The 22,829-nt window shown below is 41.8% G+C and carries 14 protein-coding genes and 1 pseudogene; 3 read left to right on the forward strand and 12 right to left on the reverse strand.

From position 1 onward, the window contains the following. Positions 1–19: 19 nt before the first annotated feature. The 8 genes from AB5443_RS12195 to AB5443_RS12230 form a co-directional block, all read right to left on the reverse strand. Positions 20–2,464 (reverse strand): TIM-barrel domain-containing protein, encoded by a 2,445-nt coding sequence (locus tag AB5443_RS12195; protein ID WP_277132683.1) that lies wholly within the window; start codon positions 2,462–2,464, stop codon positions 20–22. Between the two features lie 25 nt (positions 2,465–2,489). Continuing rightward, positions 2,490–4,217, reverse strand: a complete 1,728-nt coding sequence (locus tag AB5443_RS12200; RefSeq protein ID WP_277132685.1) for a glycoside hydrolase family 43 protein — start codon at positions 4,215–4,217, stop codon at positions 2,490–2,492. Between the two features lie 454 nt (positions 4,218–4,671). After that, positions 4,672–7,257, reverse strand: coding sequence for a xylan 1,4-beta-xylosidase (xyl3A, locus tag AB5443_RS12205; RefSeq protein ID WP_368113597.1), 2,586 nt, complete (start codon positions 7,255–7,257; stop codon positions 4,672–4,674). A gap of 96 nt (positions 7,258–7,353) precedes the next feature. Beyond that, a complete protein-coding gene (locus tag AB5443_RS12210; RefSeq protein WP_368113598.1) occupies positions 7,354–8,952 on the reverse strand; it encodes a glycoside hydrolase 43 family protein in 1,599 nt (532 codons plus the stop codon). 296 nt (positions 8,953–9,248) lie between these two features. Next, positions 9,249–10,265, reverse strand: coding sequence for a zinc-binding alcohol dehydrogenase family protein (locus tag AB5443_RS12215; protein WP_368113599.1), 1,017 nt, complete (start codon positions 10,263–10,265; stop codon positions 9,249–9,251). Between the two features lie 24 nt (positions 10,266–10,289). After that, the gene (gene fucP, locus AB5443_RS12220; RefSeq protein WP_368113601.1) at positions 10,290–11,564 is read right to left on the reverse strand and encodes an L-fucose:H+ symporter permease; all 1,275 of its coding nucleotides are present in this window, start codon (positions 11,562–11,564) and stop codon (positions 10,290–10,292) included. A gap of 37 nt (positions 11,565–11,601) precedes the next feature. Further along, positions 11,602–12,525: an amidohydrolase gene (locus tag AB5443_RS12225; protein ID WP_368113602.1), complete on the reverse strand. Its 924-nt coding sequence runs from the start codon at positions 12,523–12,525 to the stop codon at positions 11,602–11,604. A 15-nt stretch (positions 12,526–12,540) separates the two neighbouring features. Further along, on the reverse strand, positions 12,541–13,473 hold the full coding sequence (locus AB5443_RS12230) for an aldo/keto reductase (protein WP_368113603.1): 933 nt from the start codon (positions 13,471–13,473) through the stop codon (positions 12,541–12,543). A gap of 178 nt (positions 13,474–13,651) precedes the next feature. On the opposite strand from AB5443_RS12230, the gene AB5443_RS12235 reads away from it, so the two are divergent. Then, positions 13,652–14,674 carry a LacI family DNA-binding transcriptional regulator gene (locus tag AB5443_RS12235; protein ID WP_368113605.1) on the forward strand — a complete coding sequence of 341 codons (1,023 nt, stop codon included), beginning with the start codon at positions 13,652–13,654 and terminating at the stop codon, positions 14,672–14,674. Here the strand turns inward: AB5443_RS12235 and AB5443_RS12240 are convergent. Further along, positions 14,671–15,843 carry an ATP-binding protein gene (locus AB5443_RS12240; protein ID WP_368113606.1) on the reverse strand — a complete coding sequence of 391 codons (1,173 nt, stop codon included), beginning with the start codon at positions 15,841–15,843 and terminating at the stop codon, positions 14,671–14,673. The genes AB5443_RS12235 and AB5443_RS12240 overlap by 4 nt on opposite strands. Before the next feature lie 149 nt (positions 15,844–15,992). On the opposite strand from AB5443_RS12240, the pseudogene AB5443_RS12245 reads away from it, so the two are divergent. Beyond that, positions 15,993–16,127: pseudogene (locus AB5443_RS12245) on the forward strand (LacI family transcriptional regulator); the annotation flags it as partial. 105 nt (positions 16,128–16,232) lie between these two features. Here AB5443_RS12245 and AB5443_RS12250 read toward each other — a convergent pair. The 3 genes from AB5443_RS12250 to AB5443_RS12260 all read right to left on the reverse strand — a co-directional run bounded on the left by AB5443_RS12250 (position 16,233) and on the right by AB5443_RS12260 (position 18,998). Beyond that, a complete protein-coding gene (locus tag AB5443_RS12250; RefSeq protein ID WP_368113607.1) occupies positions 16,233–16,832 on the reverse strand; it encodes an FKBP-type peptidyl-prolyl cis-trans isomerase in 600 nt (199 codons plus the stop codon). A gap of 11 nt (positions 16,833–16,843) precedes the next feature. Then, entirely contained in the window at positions 16,844–18,385 is a 1,542-nt protein-coding gene (locus AB5443_RS12255; RefSeq protein WP_303003755.1) for a glycine--tRNA ligase, read from the reverse strand. Between the two features lie 103 nt (positions 18,386–18,488). After that, positions 18,489–18,998 carry an HU family DNA-binding protein gene (locus AB5443_RS12260; protein ID WP_022138382.1) on the reverse strand — a complete coding sequence of 170 codons (510 nt, stop codon included), beginning with the start codon at positions 18,996–18,998 and terminating at the stop codon, positions 18,489–18,491. Positions 18,999–19,772: 774 nt separating this feature from the next. On the opposite strand from AB5443_RS12260, the gene AB5443_RS12265 reads away from it, so the two are divergent. Next, on the forward strand, positions 19,773–22,817 hold the full coding sequence (locus AB5443_RS12265) for a TonB-dependent receptor (protein WP_195406805.1): 3,045 nt from the start codon (positions 19,773–19,775) through the stop codon (positions 22,815–22,817). Positions 22,818–22,829 lie beyond the last annotated feature (12 nt).

Raw genomic sequence — 22,829 nt, forward strand, 5'->3', positions numbered from 1 at the left:
ATCACACATTCTATTACAATCAAAACCTTACAGAAACTGCCTTCCCATTATAATCGACGCTTTTTTGAGTTCCGTCCTGAAGGGTTACAGTAAACTTACGGTTCTTCAACATTCCCTCATACGCACCTTTTCTTGCCCCTATCGTCAATTTACGAGATGCATTATTCCAAGAGATTGGAATTTCCGTATAAGCTCCTTTTTCGTAATTGTAATTATCAAATTCATCTTCATATAAAATGAAGTTTCCATTCTCACCCGCATATACCTTCAATTCAAGATGATCCCACGGTTTTTCAGTTGCATATTGAACTTGTGGACCGACAGGAATAATACTACCCGCTTTTACATACAATGGAATAACATCAAGTGTAGTCTCTTTGGTAATTTCCTTTCCGCCTTCATGTTTCTCGTTCGTCCAGAAGTCATACCATAGAGTTCCTGCCGGTAAGTATATTTTGGTAGATTTCGTTTCCATGAAATCCACAGCAACGTCTGTTTTCGCTTTTTTCGCTCCATCCCTGTTCCATCCCTCTTCTTCAGACACCTTTACCACAGCCTCCGGTGTATATTGCGCATGAGCAATCGGAGCCACCAGGATCGATTTTCCAAACATATATTCATCATTGATATCCCACACCTTTCTGTCATCCACAAAGTCCATCATCAAAGCGCGCATAAAACTCGATTGGCGATTGCTCACCTCCCAAGAAATAGAATAAATATAAGGCAACAGAGAGTAACGTAAACCTATCATCTTCTCGATAGCATCATATACAGGCTCACCCTTCTTTCCGAACTTATAGATTTCCCTGTAAACATCCGTCCCGTGCGAACGCATCATCGGATTGAACGTTCCAAACTGCAACCAACGCACATAAAGTTCCTGATACAATGGATTTTTCGAAGCACTATCATCATTCCAGCTTTTATTATAATGTCCTGCAAAAAAGCCACCAATATCACTATTCCAGTGAGGCATACCACACAAAGAAAAGTTTAATCCGGCAGGAATCTGATTTCTAAAACTCTCCCATGTGGAAGCGACATCACCACTCCATACATTTGCACCATAACGTTGTTGCCCCAAAAATCCCGAACGGGTTAAAATAAACACCCGTTTGTCCGAAGTCACTGCACGCTGATGGTCGTAAACCCCTCCGACAGTCATCAACGGATAAGCATTGCGCACCTTACGGAACGAGCCCAGATAGGTTTTGGTATTCATATCCTCCGGCTTCCAGTCCAAATGGTCGGGTTCGGTAGAGTCCATCCACCAGGCATCCATTCCCAACTTGAAAATTCCATCATTCAGATATTTCCAATAAATATCACGCGCTTCGGGATTGTAAGCATCATACACTCTTACACCGGAAGGATATTCCATATTGGGGGGCCATGACTCCAATCCCGATTGCGGCCAGGTAGTGAAATTAAACAACATCCCTTTTTTGTCCAATTCTCTATAAGGTTTGGTCATCGGTCCGAATGACGACCAGATAGATATAGCCATGTGTGCGTTCATCGCATGGACATCCTCAATCATCTTTTGAGGATTATTGAAAGTCGGATTCTGAAAATCCATCGCATTCCACAAATAGTTATGCCCCCAATATTGCCAATCCTGAATAATGCCATCCAAAGGAATACCCAATTCACGATATTTACGAACAACGTCTACCACTTCCTCCTGACTCTTATATCTTTCTTTACTTTGCCAGTAACCATAAGTCCATAATGGAAACATCGGTGCTTGCCCGGTCAAGCTGCGTACCTGTGCTATAACACCGTCGGCATTTTTCCCATACATGAAGTAATAATCCACACAGTCCCCCACTTCAGAACGGAAAGATGTTTCAACTTCGTTATCCGTAAAAAGAGTCGGCGAATAGTTATCCCAAAACACACCATATCCTTTAGTAGACTGGAAGAAAGGTGACACATCTTCAACGTTACCCTGTACCAGATTTTTAGTCATGTTCCGCTGAATCATCTTTCCATTTTGCAATTGTCCCAAACCATAAATGGCTTCTTCCTTATCTAATACAAAAGGTTGATAAACCTGGTAAGTTTTTGTCCCGGCATCATCGAAATCAATAAACTGCATACCGGATTTCTCTGCCAATAACGACTTGCCATCCTTTGAGAAATAAGAAACAATTCCCGTCCCGGTGTCCACACTGACACTTAGTTCACTGGTGTTCAATACAATCTTATTATCTTGTATATCAGCTTTGAAACTCACCTTTTCAGGTTTGGCAATTACAGAAAGACTCTCTTTTTCATAGGCAACACCTTCCGGAGACTTTATTATCCTCGCCACAGCAGGCGCAAAAAATTGTACTTCTATATCCACTGCATTTACAGTGGTTTTGATGCCGGACGATGTTTTCTGATAGTTCTGTGCGAATAAAACATTTGTACTGAAGCATAAACATATACCCCAAAATAGATGATGTATTTTCATAATTATAGAATAATAAGGTTTCTAATTAATTACCAACAGATGTTGCATACAGTCCAATCATTGCTCCTGTAAAGCCACCAGCCACATTAGTAGAAAGAATATCACCGGAAACGGTTCCTCCTAAATTTATGAAACCCTTTCCATCAATCGAATAATTAAAACGATAATCATCTCCATTGGCTGTTACTTGCAGTGTCACAGGTTTCTCTGTTTCTATTTTCATCTCACCCAGGACACTCGCTTGTCCTTTTTCGGTTCTTTGCAGTATCAGGTAATAGTCTTTTCCCTTTTTAGTGATACCGAAAACATAGTGATATCTTTCATTTTGATAACATGTTATACCGGCAAAATCTTTCTCATTTTTCGGTTTGTACTCCATGGTCGCTGCCGCTGTAAATTGATTATGCTGCTGACGGTAGAACAAGGTAGAAGTAGGTTTCACTTCATTGATATTTGAGGTAAAAGGGATGATCCGCAACCCTTTATCGGTCATATCAACGAATTCTTCACGAGGACCTCTAAGACCAATCCATCTTAAGTCTAATGTCTTATCGGAGAAATCATCCTTAAAGACAAAGTTGCCACTAGGCAAATAACCGTTTTTTCCTGTTTGGTTCTCTACTCCCGAAGGCATCTTCAATGTAGGTTTCATAGGGATAAGCCCATTCTCGAAAACGGGAAATGTTCCGCTCCAGTCCACCGGAAGAATAAAAGTTTCGCGTCCGGTATTCACTCTGTTCTTCTCATTGGGGCGTATTCCTAAAAATACACCATAATATTTTCCGTCGGGTCCCTCCACTAAGTCTGCATGACCAGCCCAGTCTACTTTATTCGCCCGATTTGCAGGAAAATAACGTTGAGTTAAAATAGGATTATTATTTGACGGAAGATAAGGTCCTTTCGGATGATCACTTACAAAAATGACTTCGCTATGCCAGCCTCCGGTTCCTCCTTCCGCACACATTAAGTAATAACGTCCATCTTTCTTATAGATATGAGGAGCCTCAATCCATATCGGTTTTTCTTCTATATTGACGCCACCGTTTACGATGATCCGGTCCGTCCCCGGAACCACTTTATCATTCTCCACATCATAATCCCATATTTTTATGACACGGTGTCCCGAGTAACGCTCGTTTGCTTTAGCAGGAGCATCATTATGTACCACGTATGCCTTGCCATTATCATCAAAGAAAAGAGAAGGATCAATGCCTTCAAATTGAAGTTTGATCGGATCACTCCAGCCATTCTCCGGATTCTTTGTCTTTACCACCATATTTCCAAAGCCACCGGAAAATTGAGTGGTTATCATATAAAACGTATCATTATTGGGATTATATCTTATAGCAGGAGCATATACACCAGCACTAATACCACAATCTTCAACCTTTAATTGTGACATTCTGTCCAGCACATGACCAATTTGTTTCCAGTTGACCAGATCATTAGAATGGAAAATAGGTACCCCGGGAAACATAGCAAAAGATGAGCACACTAAATAATAATCATTACCTTTCCGCGTTATACTCGGATCGGGATAGCAACCCTGCAAAATAGGATTATAGAACTCACCCGGCTTTAAAGGATTGTTTTGATAAATAGCATCCTCCCCCTGATAAATAAATTGCGTAAAGACAGGAGCATTTTTCGTTATTTTACCCTTGCCACTCACCTCCATATTAAAAAACAGCATAAAAAATACGACAAGCCCCACGGATTGCCAGCCCGACAAAATCAATTTTAATGTTCTCATATTATCACTTTTTATTTTCTATAATTTTCTGTTCCATAGTAGTGTTTGCAAATGTATCGATTCGGTTTTATCATATATGTACAATCATGATACAGGCATCTATATACAGGTTACATTTATCACAGACATGTAACATGATTCTTTTCTGATGTAACAAAAAGCCCCAAAACAGAAAAATGGTAAGATAAATAACTACATTACCTATTATTTCAGCACTTTTATCTTCCATCATATAAAATGCTGAATATCAATAATTAGCAAATATTCATTTTCCTTTAAAGGAAAGCCCCCGTTGGTTTAAAAGAAACGGGGGCTTGGTTTAAAAGAAACGGGGGCTTGGTTTAAAAGAAACGACCCGTTCCTTTTAAAGGAACAAGGTCGTTCTTTCTTTATTCATTCAATAAATAAATCCGGATTGTCTATCTGTAAAAATAAACAAAATTCCAAAGCGGTATTACTGTACGTTCATTACAATCGTTTTCAACTTATTTCTATCAGAAGTTCCTCCATACAGTAATTCATAAGTACCTTCCAACGGACGCATCGTATTCGACTCTACATCAAACCATTCAAAGTTCACACCAGTAAGAGGAATAGCTACTGATTCAGTTTTCCCTGCCGGAATATGAACGCGTTTGAAAGCACGCAAGGTATAACGGGGACCTTCCTTATCACCCGGACGTCTCAAATAAACCTGAACCACCTCTTCTCCATCACGTTGCCCGACATTGCTTACCGGAATAGTCAATACTACATTTTCACCTTTGGCGATTGTATTCTTGCTCAATTTAGCTTCTCCATAAGTAAAGTCAGTATAACTCAACCCGTGACCGAATGGGAAAAGTGGTTGCTGTTGCATATATCGATAGGTACGCCCTTTCATGGAATAGTCTTCAAAGTCCGGCAATTGATTCACATCCTTATAGAAAGTGACTGGCAGGCGTCCACCGGGATTATACTCTCCCCAAAGAGCATCAACGATAGCTGTACCACCCGCCTGTCCCGGATACCATGCCTGCAGAATCGCTTCACAAGTAGTCGTTTCGGGCACTAGTCCGATAGCTGAACCGGAATAATTGATAAAGACAACCTTTTTACCAGCCTTCTTCAAAGCTTTCAACAAATCACGTTGAACGTCCGGAAGTTCAATATCCGTACGGTCACCACCCTTAAATCCCGGAACAGCAACCGGCATTTCCTCTCCTTCCAGACTTGGAGAAATTCCACCTGCAAAAAGAACCACATCGGCATCTTTTACTTTCTCTACAGCCTTATCCAGATTGATTTCCATCTCTTTGCCCATATCAAAATCAAGGGTTGCCCTTTCATTCCGCTGAGTGAACAGAAATTCGACCCTATATTCTTTTCCAGCTTTTGCCTGCAAGGTATAAAGATTCGTCGGATTCTTTACATATACTTTTTCCGCCACCTGTTCGCCGTCGATAATAAGTGTCACCGCACCGTCCAATTGAAAACGGAAAGCAACATCACCCGACTGCGAAGGACGAAAGACAGATTCATAACGAGCCGAGAAATTAGTTATTTCCACACCGGGCGCAAATGTAGTAGCCCCTGTTGTCGCAAAATGGAACGGAGTGGAAATCTGATCGGTAGCAACCACTTCCCCTTCACGATCACGATTATTCCAATATTCTGCCAAGAAACCGGGTTTACCATTCATACTACATTCATCAAATAGGCTTTGGAGTGTCTTTCCGTCCACACGGTCACAACCCGGTTCGTATATGATTTGTCCTTCCGGTAGTTTGGCACGGACAGCTTCCAATAAGGTAACCGTATGTGCCGGAATACCGTTATAATTTCCCCACTGCATCACGGAGTCATTGGCATTAGGTCCCATAACGGCTACTTTCAGATTGGTATTCAGAGGCAGGATGTTGTTTTTATTCTGCAAGAGCACCAATGATTCACGAGCCATACGCAAAGCCAATGCCTGATGTTCCTTACTATTCAACACAGAGGTTGGAATTTCCGCCCAGGCCGGTTGTTCGTCCATTTCTCCCAGTTCAAAACGTGCTGTCAACAAACGTTTCAATGAAATATCTATTTCTTTTTCGTCAATCAAACCGGCTTTTACAGCATCCGCCAGTGAAGCATATTCACTTCCACATTCAAGGTCCGTGCCTGCCCGCACAGCACCAGCCGAAGCGTGTTCCTTGTCCGGGTGAGTCCCATGCGTTCCCGGCCTATAGAAATCAGAAATCGCTCCACAGTCAGAGACTACAATGCCTTTGTATCCCCATTCATCCCGCAATATTTGCATCAACAGGCGATTGCTGCCACAACAAGGCTCTCCCTCAAAACGATTGTAGGCACACATCACTTCCTTTACATGCGCTTTCTGTACCAAATCTTTAAAAGCAGGCAGATAGGTTTCCCATAAATCCCGGGGATCTATATTCTCCGCATCAAAACTATGCCGGTTCCACTCTGGACCTGAATGAACAGCAAAGTGCTTGGCACATGCGTGCAGCTTATCATACCTGGCATCTTCCGGTCCTTGCAAGCCACGGACTACAGCCATTCCCATTTGTCCTGTCAGATAAGGGTCTTCACCGTATGTTTCCTGACCGCGTCCCCAACGAGGGTCACGGAATATATTGACATTCGGTGTCCAGAATGTTAATCCCTGATAGCGTTTCAGCACGCCACCTTCACCGAAAATACGCGATTTTACGCGAGCCTCATCGGAAGTGGCATTGAACACTTCATATAATAATGAATCATTAAAAGAAGCTCCCATACCGATAGACTGGGGAAAAACAGTAGCCAATCCGGCACGTCCCACACCGTGCAACGCTTCATTCCACCACTCATATTCTTTAATTCCCAGTCGGGGGATAGCAGGTGACGCATTTTGCATTAATGATACTTTTTCTTCCAAAGTCAACCGGGGCAACAAATCCTCCGCCCGTTGTTCTGCCGTTAAAGAAGTGTCCTGGTAAGGCAGCAATTGCTTACATGCCGAAAACGATAACACCAAACAAACACCCATAATCGGTATCCAACCTCTTTTCATAATATTATACTTATTAGTTATGATTAATTTGGAAACAAAAATAGCCTATTTTCCAATAAAACAATGTTTCATTGGTTACAAATACATATTTGTGTGTTACATTGACGCATCACAGAACGAATAATCAAAGGAGTCCACATCTACATAACCGCCCACAGAACGTGTAGCATAGTTAAATATGGCAAACTTACTGCCCATAAACATACGGGTGTAGTCAAATTTCATCTTGACAGGCAGACCGACAGGTATCCATGCTTTCCCATCAAGACTATAAGAAAAACGAGCCTCATCCCGTCCATTGGTAAAGTCACCTTCCACACGCAAATAGACAAGCTCTTTGTTAAGAGGTATACGGGCTTGTTCGGTTATATCCACACGGCTAATGGCACGCTTCGTTTTCTCAAACACGCTTTTCTGTTCACTCATCACAAGAGACAGTTTATTTCCGTTCTTTTCAATCGTAAGCACACCGCTGTCACCATTAAAAGCCGACAATCCCGCACGGTCACCATCTTTCATTCCCCCCAGAGAGAGACTGACAGTGCCCATGCATTTCGGTCCTACCATACGCTGAGTCAGCGTATTGGGAGCAACAAACAGGTTATCTACCACACGAGAGGTTTTCAAACGCAGAAATCCGGGACGGTCGGTAAGGCTCCATGCACGGTCGACCGGGTTATGATTCCACTGCCAATAGAGGGAAAGCCCGGAAGCGGAAAAATCATCCGAACCGCAGATACCATCCATTGACATATACGATAAAATGGTATCATTCGGAATGTGCCCGTCCTTGTCTCCCAGCATAGGCCAACCATCTTCCGTCCATGTACAAGGCATAAGACACGGTACACGCCCTACCCCGCCACGATCCTGAAAAATCAGCCCGTACCATTCACCGTTTTTCCCGTCTACGATGCATCCCTGACCAACACCGCCATGCCCGTCAAACTCCGTTTCAAGAATGACACGCTTTTCGTAAGGTCCGGTAATCTTATCGGCACGATAGCATACTTCACGACGCAGACGGCCGGGAATACTCCAATCCATAGAAATCATCAACAAATAATATTTTCCATTATGCTTGATGACGGAACTACCTTCCAACAGCCCTTGTTCGTCAGCATCCCGCTCAAATATTTGCTGATTGATGCCACCGGGAAGTACATCGGCCAAATCGGGTTTCAACTCCGTAAGCTGTCCCGTACTGTGAAAGAGATACACCCGCCCGTCATCATCAAACAGAAGCGAACCGTCATGGAAATGCGGAGGACGCGAAAGAAGTTTCCATGGACCGGCCGGATCTGTCGCAGTATAGACAAACCCACGTCCGGGCGCACCATTGGCTGTAAACCATACATAGAATTTACCGTCATGATAGCGGATAGATGATGCCCATTGTCCTTGCCCGTAAGCAGTGCCTTCGAGCAGATCATAACGGGGACCATCGTCAATGCGGGGAAATACGTAGCTGATAGTTTCCCAATGTTTCATGTCCGGCGAACGCATGACAGGCGCTCCCGGCATCAGGTGCATAGTAGTGGAAACCATGTAAAAGTAATCACCTGCGCGACACACAGACATATCGGGCACGTCAGCATAAAGAATAGGATTACGGTATTGTGCTCCGGCTGATAGCGGGAAGAACAATGTAAAAAGAGTACACAGTAAAATAGTGTTGATTTTTGTTTTCAGCATAATCATCGTTTTTTTATTAACTGGCTACATTATCTATTATTTGAAAGCTAATTATTTAAAATGTTTCTTGTTATCTTCCACATCACAAAAATAGAAAATGCAAACAGATATATTACCCAAAGTATGCTACATGATTTCTTTGTGATGCTACATATCGGATAAAGGATGTTACATCTATATTTACTCATGTTACATTACCCCATTTCCAAAAGAGAGGAGACTGTTTTCAGCCTCCTCTCACTTATTACATACCCGGAACAACGGGTATCAACAACTATACTTATCAAAAGAACTTATCAGAACTCAACCAAGATACGGAATACCTTTCCCGGATTCGCCGTCCATTCCTGCATAGCTTCCAAAGCCCCTTCCGGTTTTGCTATCTTCGAAATCAGTTCTTCCACCGGACAATTCCCTTCTTTCATATAATTGATTACGGCACGGAAATCTGCTGGCAACGCATTTCTGGAACCACGGATATCCAATTCTTTCTGTACGAAAAGCTTCGTTTGGAAAGCCACTTCGCTCTTGGCATAGCCGATGCAAACCACACGCCCCGTGAATCCGACTTCATCCACTGCCATTACATAAGTGACCGGACTTCCGACAGCTTCAATCACGACATCAGCACCGAATCCTTCCGTTATTTCCTGTATCCGCTCGTGTACATTTTCTGTCTTAGAGTTAACCACATAAGATACACCGACTTTCTTCGCCAGTTCCAGTTTTTCGTCATCCAAATCGACAGCAATTACCGTTGCTCCCCTTAGGGCAGCACGTACAATTGCGCCTATACCGATCATGCCACATCCAATCACCATCACAAATTCGTTATCAATTACCTGCGCACGTGATACGGCATGGAATCCGACACTCATCGGTTCAATCAACGCACAGTCACGGGAAGAGATATTGCCTGCCGGAATAATCTTTGTCCAAGGCAATACGGCATATTCGCACATCACTCCATTGCGTTGCACTCCCAGCGTTTCGTTATGTTCGCAGGCATTGACACGACCATTCCGACAGGAAGCACATTTACCGCAATTAGTGTACGGATTCAGCGTCACATTCATTCCTTTCTCGAAACCTGCCGGAACACCCGATCCGATTTCTTCAATTACCGCCCCTACTTCATGCCCCGGTATCACGGGTAATTTCACCATCGGATTCTTGCCTAGGAACGTGTTTAAGTCCGAACCACAAAAACCGACATACTTGATTCTTACTAATACTTCACCGGCGCCAACGGTCGGTTTTTCCAGTTCAACCACCTTCATTTCTGAGGGGTTGACAATTTGAACTGCTTTCATTTGATATGTTTGATAATAAATTTATTAATCGATTACTTTATAACCTTTCCAACCGTAATAGGCACAGAAGACAAAGCAAATCATCGGCACGCAATAGGCCATATAATAGATGTGCTCATTAGCATGCATAAAATAGGCAGTCAACTGCGGGAGACAGGCGTTGCCCACAATCGCCATGACAAGAAATGCAGAGCCGCTCTTCGTCTGATTCCCCAATCCTTTCAATGCCAACGAAAACTGCGTAGGATACATGATGGACATAAAGAAAGAAATAGCCAACATTGCGTACAATCCAACCATTCCGCCCCATATCATGACAACTCCGCACAGGAGAATATTCATCAGTGCATAGATTAACAGCATATCCTGCGGACGGAATTTTACCATCAATCCCGTACCTATCCAGCGTCCTAAAAGAAAAGCGAGCATATACAATCCGAAGAAAGTAGTCGCCGTATCTTCGGGCAGTCCGGCATACGTACAGCAATATACGAGGAAAAGACTGTTGATAGCCGTCTGTCCGCCATTATAGAAGAACTGTGCGATGACTCCCCAACGCAGATGCGAATGCTTCAGTACTCCAAAATCAATCAGCTTTTCTTTCTTATTGTCAGCCGTCGCTTTATCAGAAGAAACTTCTGCGCCTTCATCTCCAATCTTCGGCAGTTTGGAGAATACAAAGACAACAGCTATGGCGACAAGCAGCAAAGCCAATATCAGGTAGGGAAGTTTCATGGCATCCGTTTCCAGTTGGATATAGGCTTGCCAACCACCCGGATAATCAACCGGAAGAGTTTCGGGTGTATAATGAGTTCCACTAAGGATGAGTTTACTCAGGAACATGGCGGCGATGAAAGCACCGAGCCCATTGAAGGATTGTGCCAGGTTCAGTCGGCGGGGAGCTGTTTCGGGAGCTCCCAAAACGGTGACATACGGATTGGCGGCTGTTTCCAGAAAACACATGCCGGTGGCGATAATGAAGAAGATGCAGAGGTAAACCCAATACTCCTTCAGGATAGCTGCCGGGAAGAACAGCAGGCCACCGATAGCTGCCAATATCAGTCCGAAGATGATTCCCGCCTTATAGCTATAACGCTTCATAAACATAGCTATGGGAATCGGGAAAATAAAATAGGCCAGCCAATAGGCTGTTTCGGTAAAGGAAGCCTCAAAGGTATTCAGTTCGCAGGTCTTCATTAACTGCCGTATCATCGTAGGAAGCAGATTACTGCTTATCGCCCACAAGAAGAAAAGGCAGAAGACCAAAGCCAGAGGTATTGTATATGTATTTTTTTTCATGGTATAATATTGTTTCACAATGTGGTTATTTTCTCAATCATTCAGACATGTTCTTGATGTAAGGAAGCACGGGAAGGTCTGTAAAGCCATAGAAGTTCCGGGCATTTTCTCCTAGGAAAAGCGCTTTTTCCTTCTCTGACAATTCAGGTGATTTCAGTACAAAGTCATAGGACATTTTGTAGGTAATAGCCGTAATAGTGCGCGGATAATCCGATCCCCACATCAGTTTCTCCATGCCAACTAAATCCGCGGCTTCACGAATAGCCCTAACCGCGCCTTTGAACGGATAGAACTCATCATTGAAAAGCCACGTGATTCCTCCGGATTCAATCATTACATTCGGGTGGCGTGCCAACTTTATCTGTTCGAGCCAATCCGGCAACGTGACCATCCCGAAATGTCCGACAGCTATCTTCAGCCGGGGACATTCCTGAATGATCTCTTCCATTTCAGGAACTTGTGTCGCCCCATCCGCCAAATCAATGGAAAGCATCACATTCCGCTCTTCCATATAGTGGAACATCTGCATCATCTCTTGGCTATTCAGCATCACCCTGCCCTCTTTCAGCAACAAACGATGTGCGGGAATCTTGATAGCTTTAAAGCCTTTGGCTATAAGCGCCTTTGCCTGTTCCAGAAATCCCGGTTTACGAAACTCACACATTCCGCATACAAAGAAACGATTGGGGTAACGGGCAACAACCCCGGCTAAATATTCGTTCTGTATGCCATCAATAAATTCTTGTGTAATGACAGCGGCAGACACTTGCGCATAGTCCATATTCGACAGAAAGACTTCCGCACTATTCACTCCGTCTATCATAAAAGGTGGAACCATCTGCCGGATTTCTCCCATAAATAACGAACGGCCGTTTTCAAGCGTTCGGATAGGGAGTCCATCTACGACCGTATCCTGCCGTAACCACAGATGAGCATGTGCATCAATAATTGTGTAGTCCATACGAACGGTTCTGTTTTATGAGTTTGCCCAGCTTACGCGTTTCTGCTCTCCGATAATATCCTGTACTTCCCGAACGAGTTCCCAATCAACCGGTTCCTCGATGAAAGCGATATTCTTTTTCACGTTTTCAGGATTAGTCGTACTGAACAAAGTGGTAGCAATACGAGGATTGCTGACAGAGAATTGCATGGCAAGTTTCTCTATTGGATAGTTTTTCGCTTTGCAATGTTCCATTGCTTTGCGACAAGCTTCTACCAGTGGTTTCGGAGCCGGATGCCAAGCGGGAACACCCCGTTCGCTCAATAGTCCCATTGAAAGCGGAGAAGCATTGATTACACCTATTTCTTCAGATTCAAAGTAATCCAGGAAGTCAGCCAGTTTATCATCGCACAGGCAATAATGGCAGAAACTAAGGACAGATTCAACCGTACCGCTTGGAGAGTGGTCAATGACCCATTTCAGATTCTCCAGTTGCAAGTCGGTGATTCCGACATGACCTACGACACCTTTCTCACGCAATTCCACCAAAGCTGGTAGTGTCTCATTTACAACTTGGTTTAAATCGGCAAATTCAACATCGTGCACATTTATCAAGTCGATAAAGTCTATGTTCAAGCGTTCCATACTCTCATACACACTTTCGGTAGCACGCTTGGCAGAGTAATCCCATAAATTCACACCGTCTTTACCATAACGTCCCACCTTTGTAGACAGATAATAGCGGTTTCTGGGAAGTTCTTTCAGTGCTTTCCCCAGTACGGTTTCTGCTTTATAGTGTCCGTAATAAGGAGAGACATCTATAAAATTCATCCCAGCTTCAACAGCAGTAGCTACTGCCTGGATACCTTCTTTTTCTTTCAAATCATGGAAAACTCCCCCTAAGGAAGAAGCTCCGAAACTAAGAGAGGAAACTTTCATCCCCGTCTTTCCGATTTCATGGTATTGCATACTTTTAGGTTTTAAATAGTTTTGTATGCAGCAAAAATAGGTCAGGAAAGATTGCCGTCGGTCAAAGGAGAGCGTAAAAAGCAACGTAACGGTTTACGTAAAAAATATTGCTTCCAATGCTTTTATTTATCCGGAAATGTGCTTTCTTTGTAAAAGATTCAAAGTCAGAGACCTTTAAATGGAATACCGGAAACATACTTCACTCAAGGATCTTGCCCAAGCATTGGGCGTCTCGATTCCCACTGTATCCAGGGCGCTGAAAGACAGCCCTGAAATCAGTCGTGAGCTTTGTACCAAAGCAAAGGAACTAGCCAAAGAGATAAATTATCGCCCCAACCCTTTTGCCATGAGTTTACGGAAAAATGCTCCGCGCATTATCGGTGTGATAGTTCCTGATATTGTTACCCATTTCTTTGCTTCCATCTTGAATGGGATAGAAAACATGGCTATCGCCAACGGATACTTTGTGATTATCACCACATCACACGAATCTTATGAGCATGAAAAACGGAATATCGAAAATTTGGTCAATATGCGTGTGGAAGGTATTATCGCCTGCCTGTCTCAAGAAACAACCGATTTCTCCCACATCTCCGCCTTGAAAGACATCAATATGCCACTTATCCTGTTCGACCGTGTTTGTTTGACGGATCAGTTTTCTTCGGTCGTAGCGGACGGGGTGCAGTCTGCACAAATGGCTACGCAGCATTTATTGGATAATGGCAGTAAACGGGTAGCCTTTATCGGTGGAGCAAATCACTTGGATATTGTAAAGAAAAGAAAGCATGGTTATCTGGAAGCATTGCGCGACAACCGGATTCCTATCGAGAAAGAGTTAGTAGTTTGCCGGAAGATTGATTATGAAGAAGGCAAGATTGCAACAGAAACATTACTATCCCTTCCCCAGCCACCCGATGCTATCCTTGCGATGAATGACACATTGGCTTTTGCAGCCATGGAAGTTATCAAAAGCCACGGTCTTCGCATACCGGATGATGTTGCCATTATCGGATATACGGATGAACAGCATGCTAATTATGTAGAGCCTAAATTATCAGCCGTGTCTCATCAGACCTATAAAATGGGAGAAGCAGCCTGCCGGTTGCTGATTGAGCAGATTAAAGGAGATAAAACTGTCAGACAGTTGATGATTCCGACACATTTGCAGATTAGGGAGAGTAGCATCAAGCCGTTACCTTAATATACAAACCCGAACATCCATAACGGAATGATATTTCTCATGCCATATTCGATATCATCTTTCACTACATAAGCATTCTCCACATCCCGTACCTGCTTCTGCGTCTTATTCTTACCGCCTATTTCAAAGGTGTAATCACCAATTAAGAAGTCCGAAACAGATGAGGATACGATTGGATAAAAGGCTTTCATTGTTGTAAAAAACATAGTTTCCCGAATATTACCAATATCGGGAGTATTGTCAGAGAGTGCATAAGCCAAATTAGTGTTATTCAAATAAACCTTATCCACTTTGCCCAATAATCTTATACCTTCCGTATCCGCACGGAGTTGACTAATCATGCCTGCTTTTTCCAAATAGCACATAAGATCGGAAACTGTATTCCTATTTAAATCAAGCAATGCAGCCAATTTTGTGAAATTGGGCTTGAATGGTACACTTTTAGCAATAATATAGAGAAGCCGTTTTATTTTTTGCGCAGTTGTCATATTCATCTTGGCAAACGTAGGTATATCATTCTCTAAGGTTTGATTTATAATACTTTGTAAACGAATTAAATACCCTTTTTCTTTAAAGAAAGGATAAAAGCCTTGTTGTAGATACTCTTTGAATAATAATAGAGGCCGCTCCTTATCGTATGGGAAATCCACTTTATGATTTAAGATATCATCCAAAGAATAAACGGGCAGATGGTAGCCGCGAGAGATAGCCAGATACTCACGAAACGATAGTCCAGTCATACGATATTCCAGTTTCCTACGACTTAAGTCTGCTTCACCCGTCTCCAACTCTAATATAGAAGACCCCGTATATACAACTTTCAGTTCAGGAATCAAATCATATATATTCTTTATTTCCCGAGCCCAACCGTTATATTTATGAATCTCATCAATATATAGTTTTTTCCCTCCATGTTGATAGAAATCCATAGCTAAATCTACAAGCTTATGCTCGGTAAAGTACAAATCATCAGCAGTGACAAACAAAGTTTCGTCGATACTATCATACAACTTGATATGTTGCAAAAGCATCGTTGTCTTTCCAATACCTCTAGCACCCAGAATCGCAATTAAACGACTATCCCATTCTATTTGGTCATGAAGATATCGTACAAATTCTGTTGATGTACTATCAAGCAACATCCTGAATGACCTATAAAGTGTATCCATAATCCATTGTTTATTAATAATGTAGGCAAATATAGAGTAAATTGCAGAATAAAACCAGCAATTTTTGCAAAAATTGCTGGTTTTATTCTGCAATTTACTCATTAACTATTAAAAGATATCACTACTATCCCATAAAAGAGGATAAATAGTTATCCCATCAGACGTATAAAATGGGAGAAGTAGCCTGCCAGTTGTTGATTAAACAGATTAAAGGAGATAAAACTGTCAAATAGATGATGATTCCGACACATTTGCAGATTAGGGAGAGTATAAATACAATATAGGAGAATGAAAATAAAAGATGAATTATGCTAAAAAAAGAAGTTGTCCGACGTTCTATAAACAATCAAACAACTTCTCCTTAAATCATAATCTATTTTTCAATCTCTTTACAGGTTTTCCTGAACACTATCTGCATCAAGCAACTGAATATCAAAAATCAAAGCTGAATAACCAGGAATGAGAGTTGTATTACTATTTCCAGCACTACCATAACCATATTTCCAAGGTATATATATCACCCAACGTTCGCCAACCTTCATATAAGGAATCGCTTCCTTCCAACCTTCGACCACATCTGATAATGACAGCGTAACCGGAGGAGTATCTGGTTGTGAAGCATTTGAATCACCGTCTACAGGATCAGCTCCCTCAAAACCATCGAAGCGCTCGCCTAACATATTCGTCCCTTTGTAAAAGACTGTCACATTTGCTGTATACGTAGGTCTTTCCCCTTCGACTTCAGTAGTAACACTATTAACTTTGATTGGAGTTTTCTCCTTATAATAAATATAGTCATGACCTTGCATCACTTTAATCCGCTTTAATTCAGGATCAGTTCCCGCTTCAAATACGTTCGCTAAAGAATCAATAAAAGCTTCATTACGTGAACGCCAATTATCATACTTGTCTACCGTTTCCGTTTCACTACAAGCAGTAAACGTAAGAGCCAGTAATACTAAGGAGAATAAATAGATCTTTTTACTCATTCGTCAAAGGTTTATTGTAAAGTTTTCAATAGAGAAGTGATGCTTACTCTGTCTGCGATAATATTATTCAGTTCAGAGATAGCGACACGCTCTTGTTGCATGGTATCGCGGTTACGCAATGTCACGCAATTATCTTCTAATGTCTGATGGTCAACTGTCACACAGTACGGTGTACCAATAGCATCCTGGCGGCGATAACGCTTACCGATACTATCTTTTTCATCATATTGGCAATGGAAGTGGAATTTCAAGTTGTCGATGATTTCACGAGCTTTTTCAGGCAGCCCATCCTTCTTTACCAACGGCATAACAGCCAGTTTCACCGGTGCCAAGGCAGCAGGTAATTTCAAAACAACACGGCTTTCACCATTTTCCAGTTGCTCTTCGCAGTAAGATGCGCTCATGATGCTAAGAAACATACGGTCAACACCGATAGAAGTTTCAATCACATACGGAGTATATGATTCGTTCAGTTCGGGATCGAAGTATTTAATACTCTTTCCGGAGAATTTCTCGTGTTGAGACAAGTCGAAGTTAGTACGGGAGTGGATACCTTCCACTTCCTTGAATCCGAACGGCATCAGGAATTCAATATCAGTAGCCGCATTTGCGTAGTGAGCCAATTTATCATGGTCATGATAACGATAGCTGCCATCACCAAAGCCCAGTGCCTTATGCCATTTCAGACGGATTTCTTTCCATTTCTTGAACCATTCAAGTTCAGTTCCCGGTTTTACAAAGAACTGCATTTCCATCTGTTCAAACTCACGCATACGGAAGATGAACTGACGGGCAACAATCTCGTTACGGAAAGCCTTACCAATCTGTGCAATACCAAAAGGTACTTTCATACGACCTGTTTTCTGTACATTCAGGTAGTTTACAAAAATACCCTGAGCAGTTTCCGGACGGAGATAAATCTTCATTGCACCGTCTGAAGTAGAACCCATTTCAGTAGAGAACATCAGGTTAAACTGACGAACTTCCGTCCAGTTCTTCGTACCGGAAATCGGACATACGATTTCTTCATCAATGATAATCTGACGCAATTCTTCCAAATTATTGTCGTTCAGAGCTTGCGCAAAACGTGTATGAAGTGCATCACGCTTTGCCTGATGTTCCAATACACGGCCGTTAGTAGAACGGAATTGAGCCTCATCAAACGTTTCACCGAATCTCTTGGCAGCTTTCGCTACTTCCTTATTGATTTTATCGTCATACTTAGCCAACTGGTCTTCAATCAGCACGTCAGCACGATAACGTTTTTTAGAATCTTTATTGTCAATCAAAGGGTCATTGAATGCGTCTACGTGTCCGGAAGCCTTCCAAATAGTAGGGTGCATAAAGATGGCAGAGTCGATACCGACAATGTTTTCGTGTAACAGCACCATGCTGTCCCACCAATATTTCTTAATGTTGTTTTTCAATTCAACGCCCATCTGACCATAGTCATATACAGCGCCCAGTCCGTCGTAGATATCGCTTGAAGGAAATACGAAACCGTACTCTTTGCAGTGCGATACAAGTTTCTTAAAAACGTCTTCTTGTGCCATTTTCTTTTCTATATCTATTAATTTGATTTTCCTTTTTTCGTAAAAAGTGCCACAAAGATAGGGATTTATCTCATAAATAAGACAGCGAGGGTATTAATTTATCTTATTCCTGAACTTCTTCATCGAATTTTGACCCTTCCATATTAAATTCTGCGAATTCCGTTTCCTTATCCGCCTTCTTCATTTCTGTGGTCAACATACTTTCAGGCATATAATATTTAAAAGGTATGCGCATACACTCCGTTTTCTTCAATTCCCTACTAAACTTGGAATTCGCAACAAAATAGACACGGGAGATAGAAACCTTTCCAGGTGTTACTTGTTCGGGGGACTCACATCCCTGACTTGTCAATGCGGTCTGAAATGTTCCAAGTCCTTCAATCGTCACCGAATGACCCGAAGACAGTAATTCCTGGATACTTTCAACCAATTCCGACAGGATACCTTCTATCTGCCCACGATGAAATCCCGTCATCTTTGCCATACGTACCGCAAGTTCTTTGTTTTTCACTCCGCCTTTTCGCTGCATTTTACTAGAGACACCATACCATAACTCTTTTCGTTTCCCGGATGTTAAATCCGCTTTCTTTCTTACTACATAAGGGATAGACATAATCTTATAATCCTTTCTTTTTTGATTTACTAATAATGATTTGACCGACACCCGGGTGTCAGTCATACTGAGACCCGGATGTCAGATATACCAACACCCGGATCTCGGTATGACCAAGACCCGGGTGTCAGACTAGTTTTTCTTGCCACAAAATTAATTATTTATTATAGAGAAAGCAAAAGAATTCATCTATATTTACGTATTCAATATCAATAAAAGTTCATAAAGCTGTTGAGAAGAGAAGCTCAAGCTTCATTTAGCACCGGTAGATTTTCTTCGTGGGTAAGGATTATGCCACACTGGCGACAGAAATCCTCTTCACATGTGATACCATATTGAGCCTTGTATGGTTGAAACCAGGTAAAGTTCAGCTATCCATTAGGACGACATATCTTCAACCTGCGTCATTGGCATAGCTGCGAATCACCTTCAATCCACTCTTAAACTATCTTTTGAACAAAATTGCAAGCCTTTTGAATCATATTTAAAAGCGATATTCAACTTTTTGACTTCATTTGCAAAAACAAAAATGATATGAAAACACCCAATTCTAAATTTGATTATATCGGTATCTTATATTTTATACTGATTTCCATTATGATTATCATACTACTAATTTATATAATATAAGACACAGAAATTAATTTTAAATACAATACCTATATGAAAAAAGAACATTCACTTTTATTCTTGCTATTCATTAAGAGAATAGTCGGATTAAAATCCCACCGATTGGAAAATCTACTTAGATTTTCATTCATTCTCTTATGCGCCATGAATACATCGCTCTCTTTTTCTCAAGATAAAGAGCTAAAAGTAATTGGAGTAGTAACCGACACCCAAAACAATCCCCTACCTGGAGTCAGTGTCCTCATAAAAGGTAGCTCAACAGGTGTTGTCAGCAACCTGGATGGTAAATATGTAATTGCTGTTCCAAATCAGAACTGTACTCTCATATACTCGTACACAGGTTTTGCGAAACAGGAAATTGCGGTGAAAGGCAAAAGGGTTCTGAATGTAATCCTGAAAGAATCTGTGAAAGAATTAAATGAAATTGTAGTTGTCGGATATGGAGCCATGAAAAAGAGGGATATCACCGGTTCCATCGCTTCCATCACTTCGAAATCTATCGAGGAAAGAAATGCCATTTCAGTCACTGATGTACTACAGGGACAAATGGCAGGTATTGAAATCACTTCCGGTTCCGGAGCACCGGGTGAAGGCTCTGATATTCGGATTCGTGGAACTTCCACTTTCGAAGGTGGAGTAAAACCTTTGTTTGTTGTCGATGGAGTTCCTTTTGAGAGCATTGACGATATTAACCCTGCGGATATCGAGTCTATCGAGGTTCTTAAAGATGCTGCTTCAGCAGCCATTTATGGTTCACGCTCCGCCAATGGCGTTATTTTAATATCAACCAAACAAGGTGAAAAAAGTCGTCCCAGATTGGACATACGTTATCTGAAAAGTTTCAGTACCCTGACTCGTAAGATGCCAAAAGCTAATGGAGCAGAACGCAGATACTATGACAAAGTTCGTCAGAAACTTACTAATGGAGTCAATGGATATAATATCAAAGACTCATTGGCTTTCTTCAATAACCAAGATATTGACTTACAGGATTTAATTTTCCGTACTGCATCCAGGGATCAACTTGATTTAAGCGCAAGCGGAGCCTCTGATAAATTCAAATATTACGTAAGTGCCGGTTTACTTTCTGACAAAGGTATCATCCAGAATAGTAGTTATACACGTATTACTACTCGCATTAATGGTGAATATAAACCCAACAAGTACATTACTTTGGGCAGCAAGCTGCACCTTAGCATAGTCAACAAAAAAGGTATTTCCGAAGATGGCGTGCTGAATCAGTTACTTGAGCGCCCTTCCTATTGGGCTATATTCAACCCGGATGGCAGTTATGTACCCAATATCAGCAGCAGGCGCAATCCTTATGCAGTAATGATGGATGATGTTCAAAAGAATCAGAACTATAAGGCATCCATATTTGAATATCTGGAAGTTAACTTTAACAGTAAATTCAAGTTCAATACGAATGTACAGGGAAACTTTATTCTTGACCGGAATCAGTCATATCGCCCCTCTCCGCAATTGGCGGTAACCGAACGTACTACCGGCAGAGATCTATCCGAACTAAATTACGACTGGGCAAACGAAAACTATTTCAGCTATGTCGACAATTTCAAGTTCCATAATATCAATGTAATGGTAGGTAACAGTATACAGGGATGGGCCAGAGAAAACATGAATATAGTGGGATTGGACTATACCACTGATATGATTTACACATTGAATGCCGCTTCGTTATTTGATACACAAAAGACATATACACGTATGTACCGCCACTCTATGACATCATTCTTCGGACGCGCCGCATACAATTATAAAAGCCGTTACCTGCTTAATGCCAATATCCGTGCCGACGGTTCTTCACGTTTCGGTTCATCCAAACGCTGGGGTGTATTTCCTTCCGCTTCTATCGGATGGCGTTTCTCCGACGAACGTTTCATGAGATGGAGCAAGCGATTCTTAAGTGACGGAAAACTAAGAGCCAGTTGGGGTATCACTGGTAATCAGGAAATCGGCGATTACGATTCATGGCAGCTATATAGCCCGAACTACATTTATGAAGGTGTCTCCGGAATTGCAGCAAGCAACTTGGCATATAATGGTTTAAGTTGGGAAGAAACTACTCAATACAACATAGGTTTAGATCTACAGTTGTTCAACAGTAAAGTTCGAATTGTAGCAGATTACTATAAAAAGAACACAGACAAATTACTGTGTCAGGTAGAAGTTCCCAAAGAAACCGGATTCACTACCATCCGTAAGAATGTAGGCTCAATGTCGAATGAAGGTTTTGAGTTTTCACTTGACTATGACGTACTTCGCCTGAAAGACTTCAGTTGGTCATTGAACTTCAATATTGCTCACAATACCAGCAGAATCAAACAGATTGCAGACGGAGTCCCTTTCTATAAGGGAATGGATGATGCCATTTATGTACAACCCAACTCCAAGCTGGGAGAGTTCTATGGATACAAATATTTAGGAATCTATCCTTATGATGAATCCAATGCTTATACCAAAGACTGGAACCAACTGACACCGGAATTTACCAACGGAACTTTTACCGGAAAATATCTCATCAACGGCACAGAGTATACAGGAGAAATTCTACAAAAGAAAAGTTCGGATGGTAACCCGTTAAAAGGTGGTGACGTGGATTATGTAGACATAAACGGAGACGGAATTATTGATGTATCCGACAAGACAAAAATCGGTTGCGCACAACCCGACGTATATGGCGGATTCAGCACTAATTTCTCATACAAAGGCATCTCTTTATACATATCATTTTACTACTCCTTAGGTGGTGATATTTACAACTATGCGGAAGCTAAACGTAACAAGTTCTCCTATGACGGTGCAACACCTTCGCCGGATGCCATTGCCAATATGTGGACAGGACCGGGTGATATAGCCAAATATCCGGCTCCGATCAACAAAGAACACAACAGACTTCCGCCATCCAGTTTCTACATTGAAGACGCCTCTTACATCAAGCTACGCAATGTAAAACTAAGCTATTCACTACCTAAGAAATGGATAAATACGGTATGGATGAAAGCAGCTACCGTTTATGTATATGGCAACAATCTCTTGACCTTTACCAATTATAAAGGTTATGACCCTGAATTCTCATTGGGAACAAGCGATCCTTTGACTTTAGGTATCGATCAGAATCGTTATCCGAGAAAGAGAGAATATGGACTAGGCGTAAATGTGACATTCTAAACAACAAGTAAT

Origin of the sequence: Bacteroides sp. RTP21281st1_H5_RTP21281_210402, from assembly GCF_040918965.1 — a bacterium.
Classification (GTDB): domain Bacteria; phylum Bacteroidota; class Bacteroidia; order Bacteroidales; family Bacteroidaceae; genus Bacteroides; species Bacteroides congonensis.

Excerpts from the sequence above, each read along its gene's own strand:
- AB5443_RS12230 (WP_368113603.1), bottom strand. The coding sequence starts at position 13,473 with ATGCAATACCATGAAATCGGAAAGACGGGGATGAAAGTTTCCTCTCTT.
- AB5443_RS12260 (WP_022138382.1), bottom strand. The coding sequence starts at position 18,998 with ATGTCTATCCCTTATGTAGTAAGAAAGAAAGCGGATTTAACATCCGGG.
- AB5443_RS12200 (WP_277132685.1), bottom strand. The coding sequence starts at position 4,217 with ATGAGAACATTAAAATTGATTTTGTCGGGCTGGCAATCCGTGGGGCTT.
- AB5443_RS12210 (WP_368113598.1), bottom strand. The coding sequence starts at position 8,952 with ATGCTGAAAACAAAAATCAACACTATTTTACTGTGTACTCTTTTTACA.
- AB5443_RS12235 (WP_368113605.1), top strand. The coding sequence starts at position 13,652 with ATGGAATACCGGAAACATACTTCACTCAAGGATCTTGCCCAAGCATTG.
- fucP (WP_368113601.1), bottom strand. The coding sequence starts at position 11,564 with ATGAAAAAAAATACATATACAATACCTCTGGCTTTGGTCTTCTGCCTT.
- AB5443_RS12195 (WP_277132683.1), bottom strand. The coding sequence starts at position 2,464 with ATGAAAATACATCATCTATTTTGGGGTATATGTTTATGCTTCAGTACA.
- AB5443_RS12240 (WP_368113606.1), bottom strand. The coding sequence starts at position 15,843 with ATGGATACACTTTATAGGTCATTCAGGATGTTGCTTGATAGTACATCA.
- xyl3A (WP_368113597.1), bottom strand. The coding sequence starts at position 7,257 with ATGAAAAGAGGTTGGATACCGATTATGGGTGTTTGTTTGGTGTTATCG.
- AB5443_RS12250 (WP_368113607.1), bottom strand. The coding sequence starts at position 16,832 with ATGAGTAAAAAGATCTATTTATTCTCCTTAGTATTACTGGCTCTTACG.
- AB5443_RS12255 (WP_303003755.1), bottom strand. The coding sequence starts at position 18,385 with ATGGCACAAGAAGACGTTTTTAAGAAACTTGTATCGCACTGCAAAGAG.
- AB5443_RS12225 (WP_368113602.1), bottom strand. The coding sequence starts at position 12,525 with ATGGACTACACAATTATTGATGCACATGCTCATCTGTGGTTACGGCAG.
- AB5443_RS12265 (WP_195406805.1), top strand. The coding sequence starts at position 19,773 with ATGAATACATCGCTCTCTTTTTCTCAAGATAAAGAGCTAAAAGTAATT.
- AB5443_RS12215 (WP_368113599.1), bottom strand. The coding sequence starts at position 10,265 with ATGAAAGCAGTTCAAATTGTCAACCCCTCAGAAATGAAGGTGGTTGAA.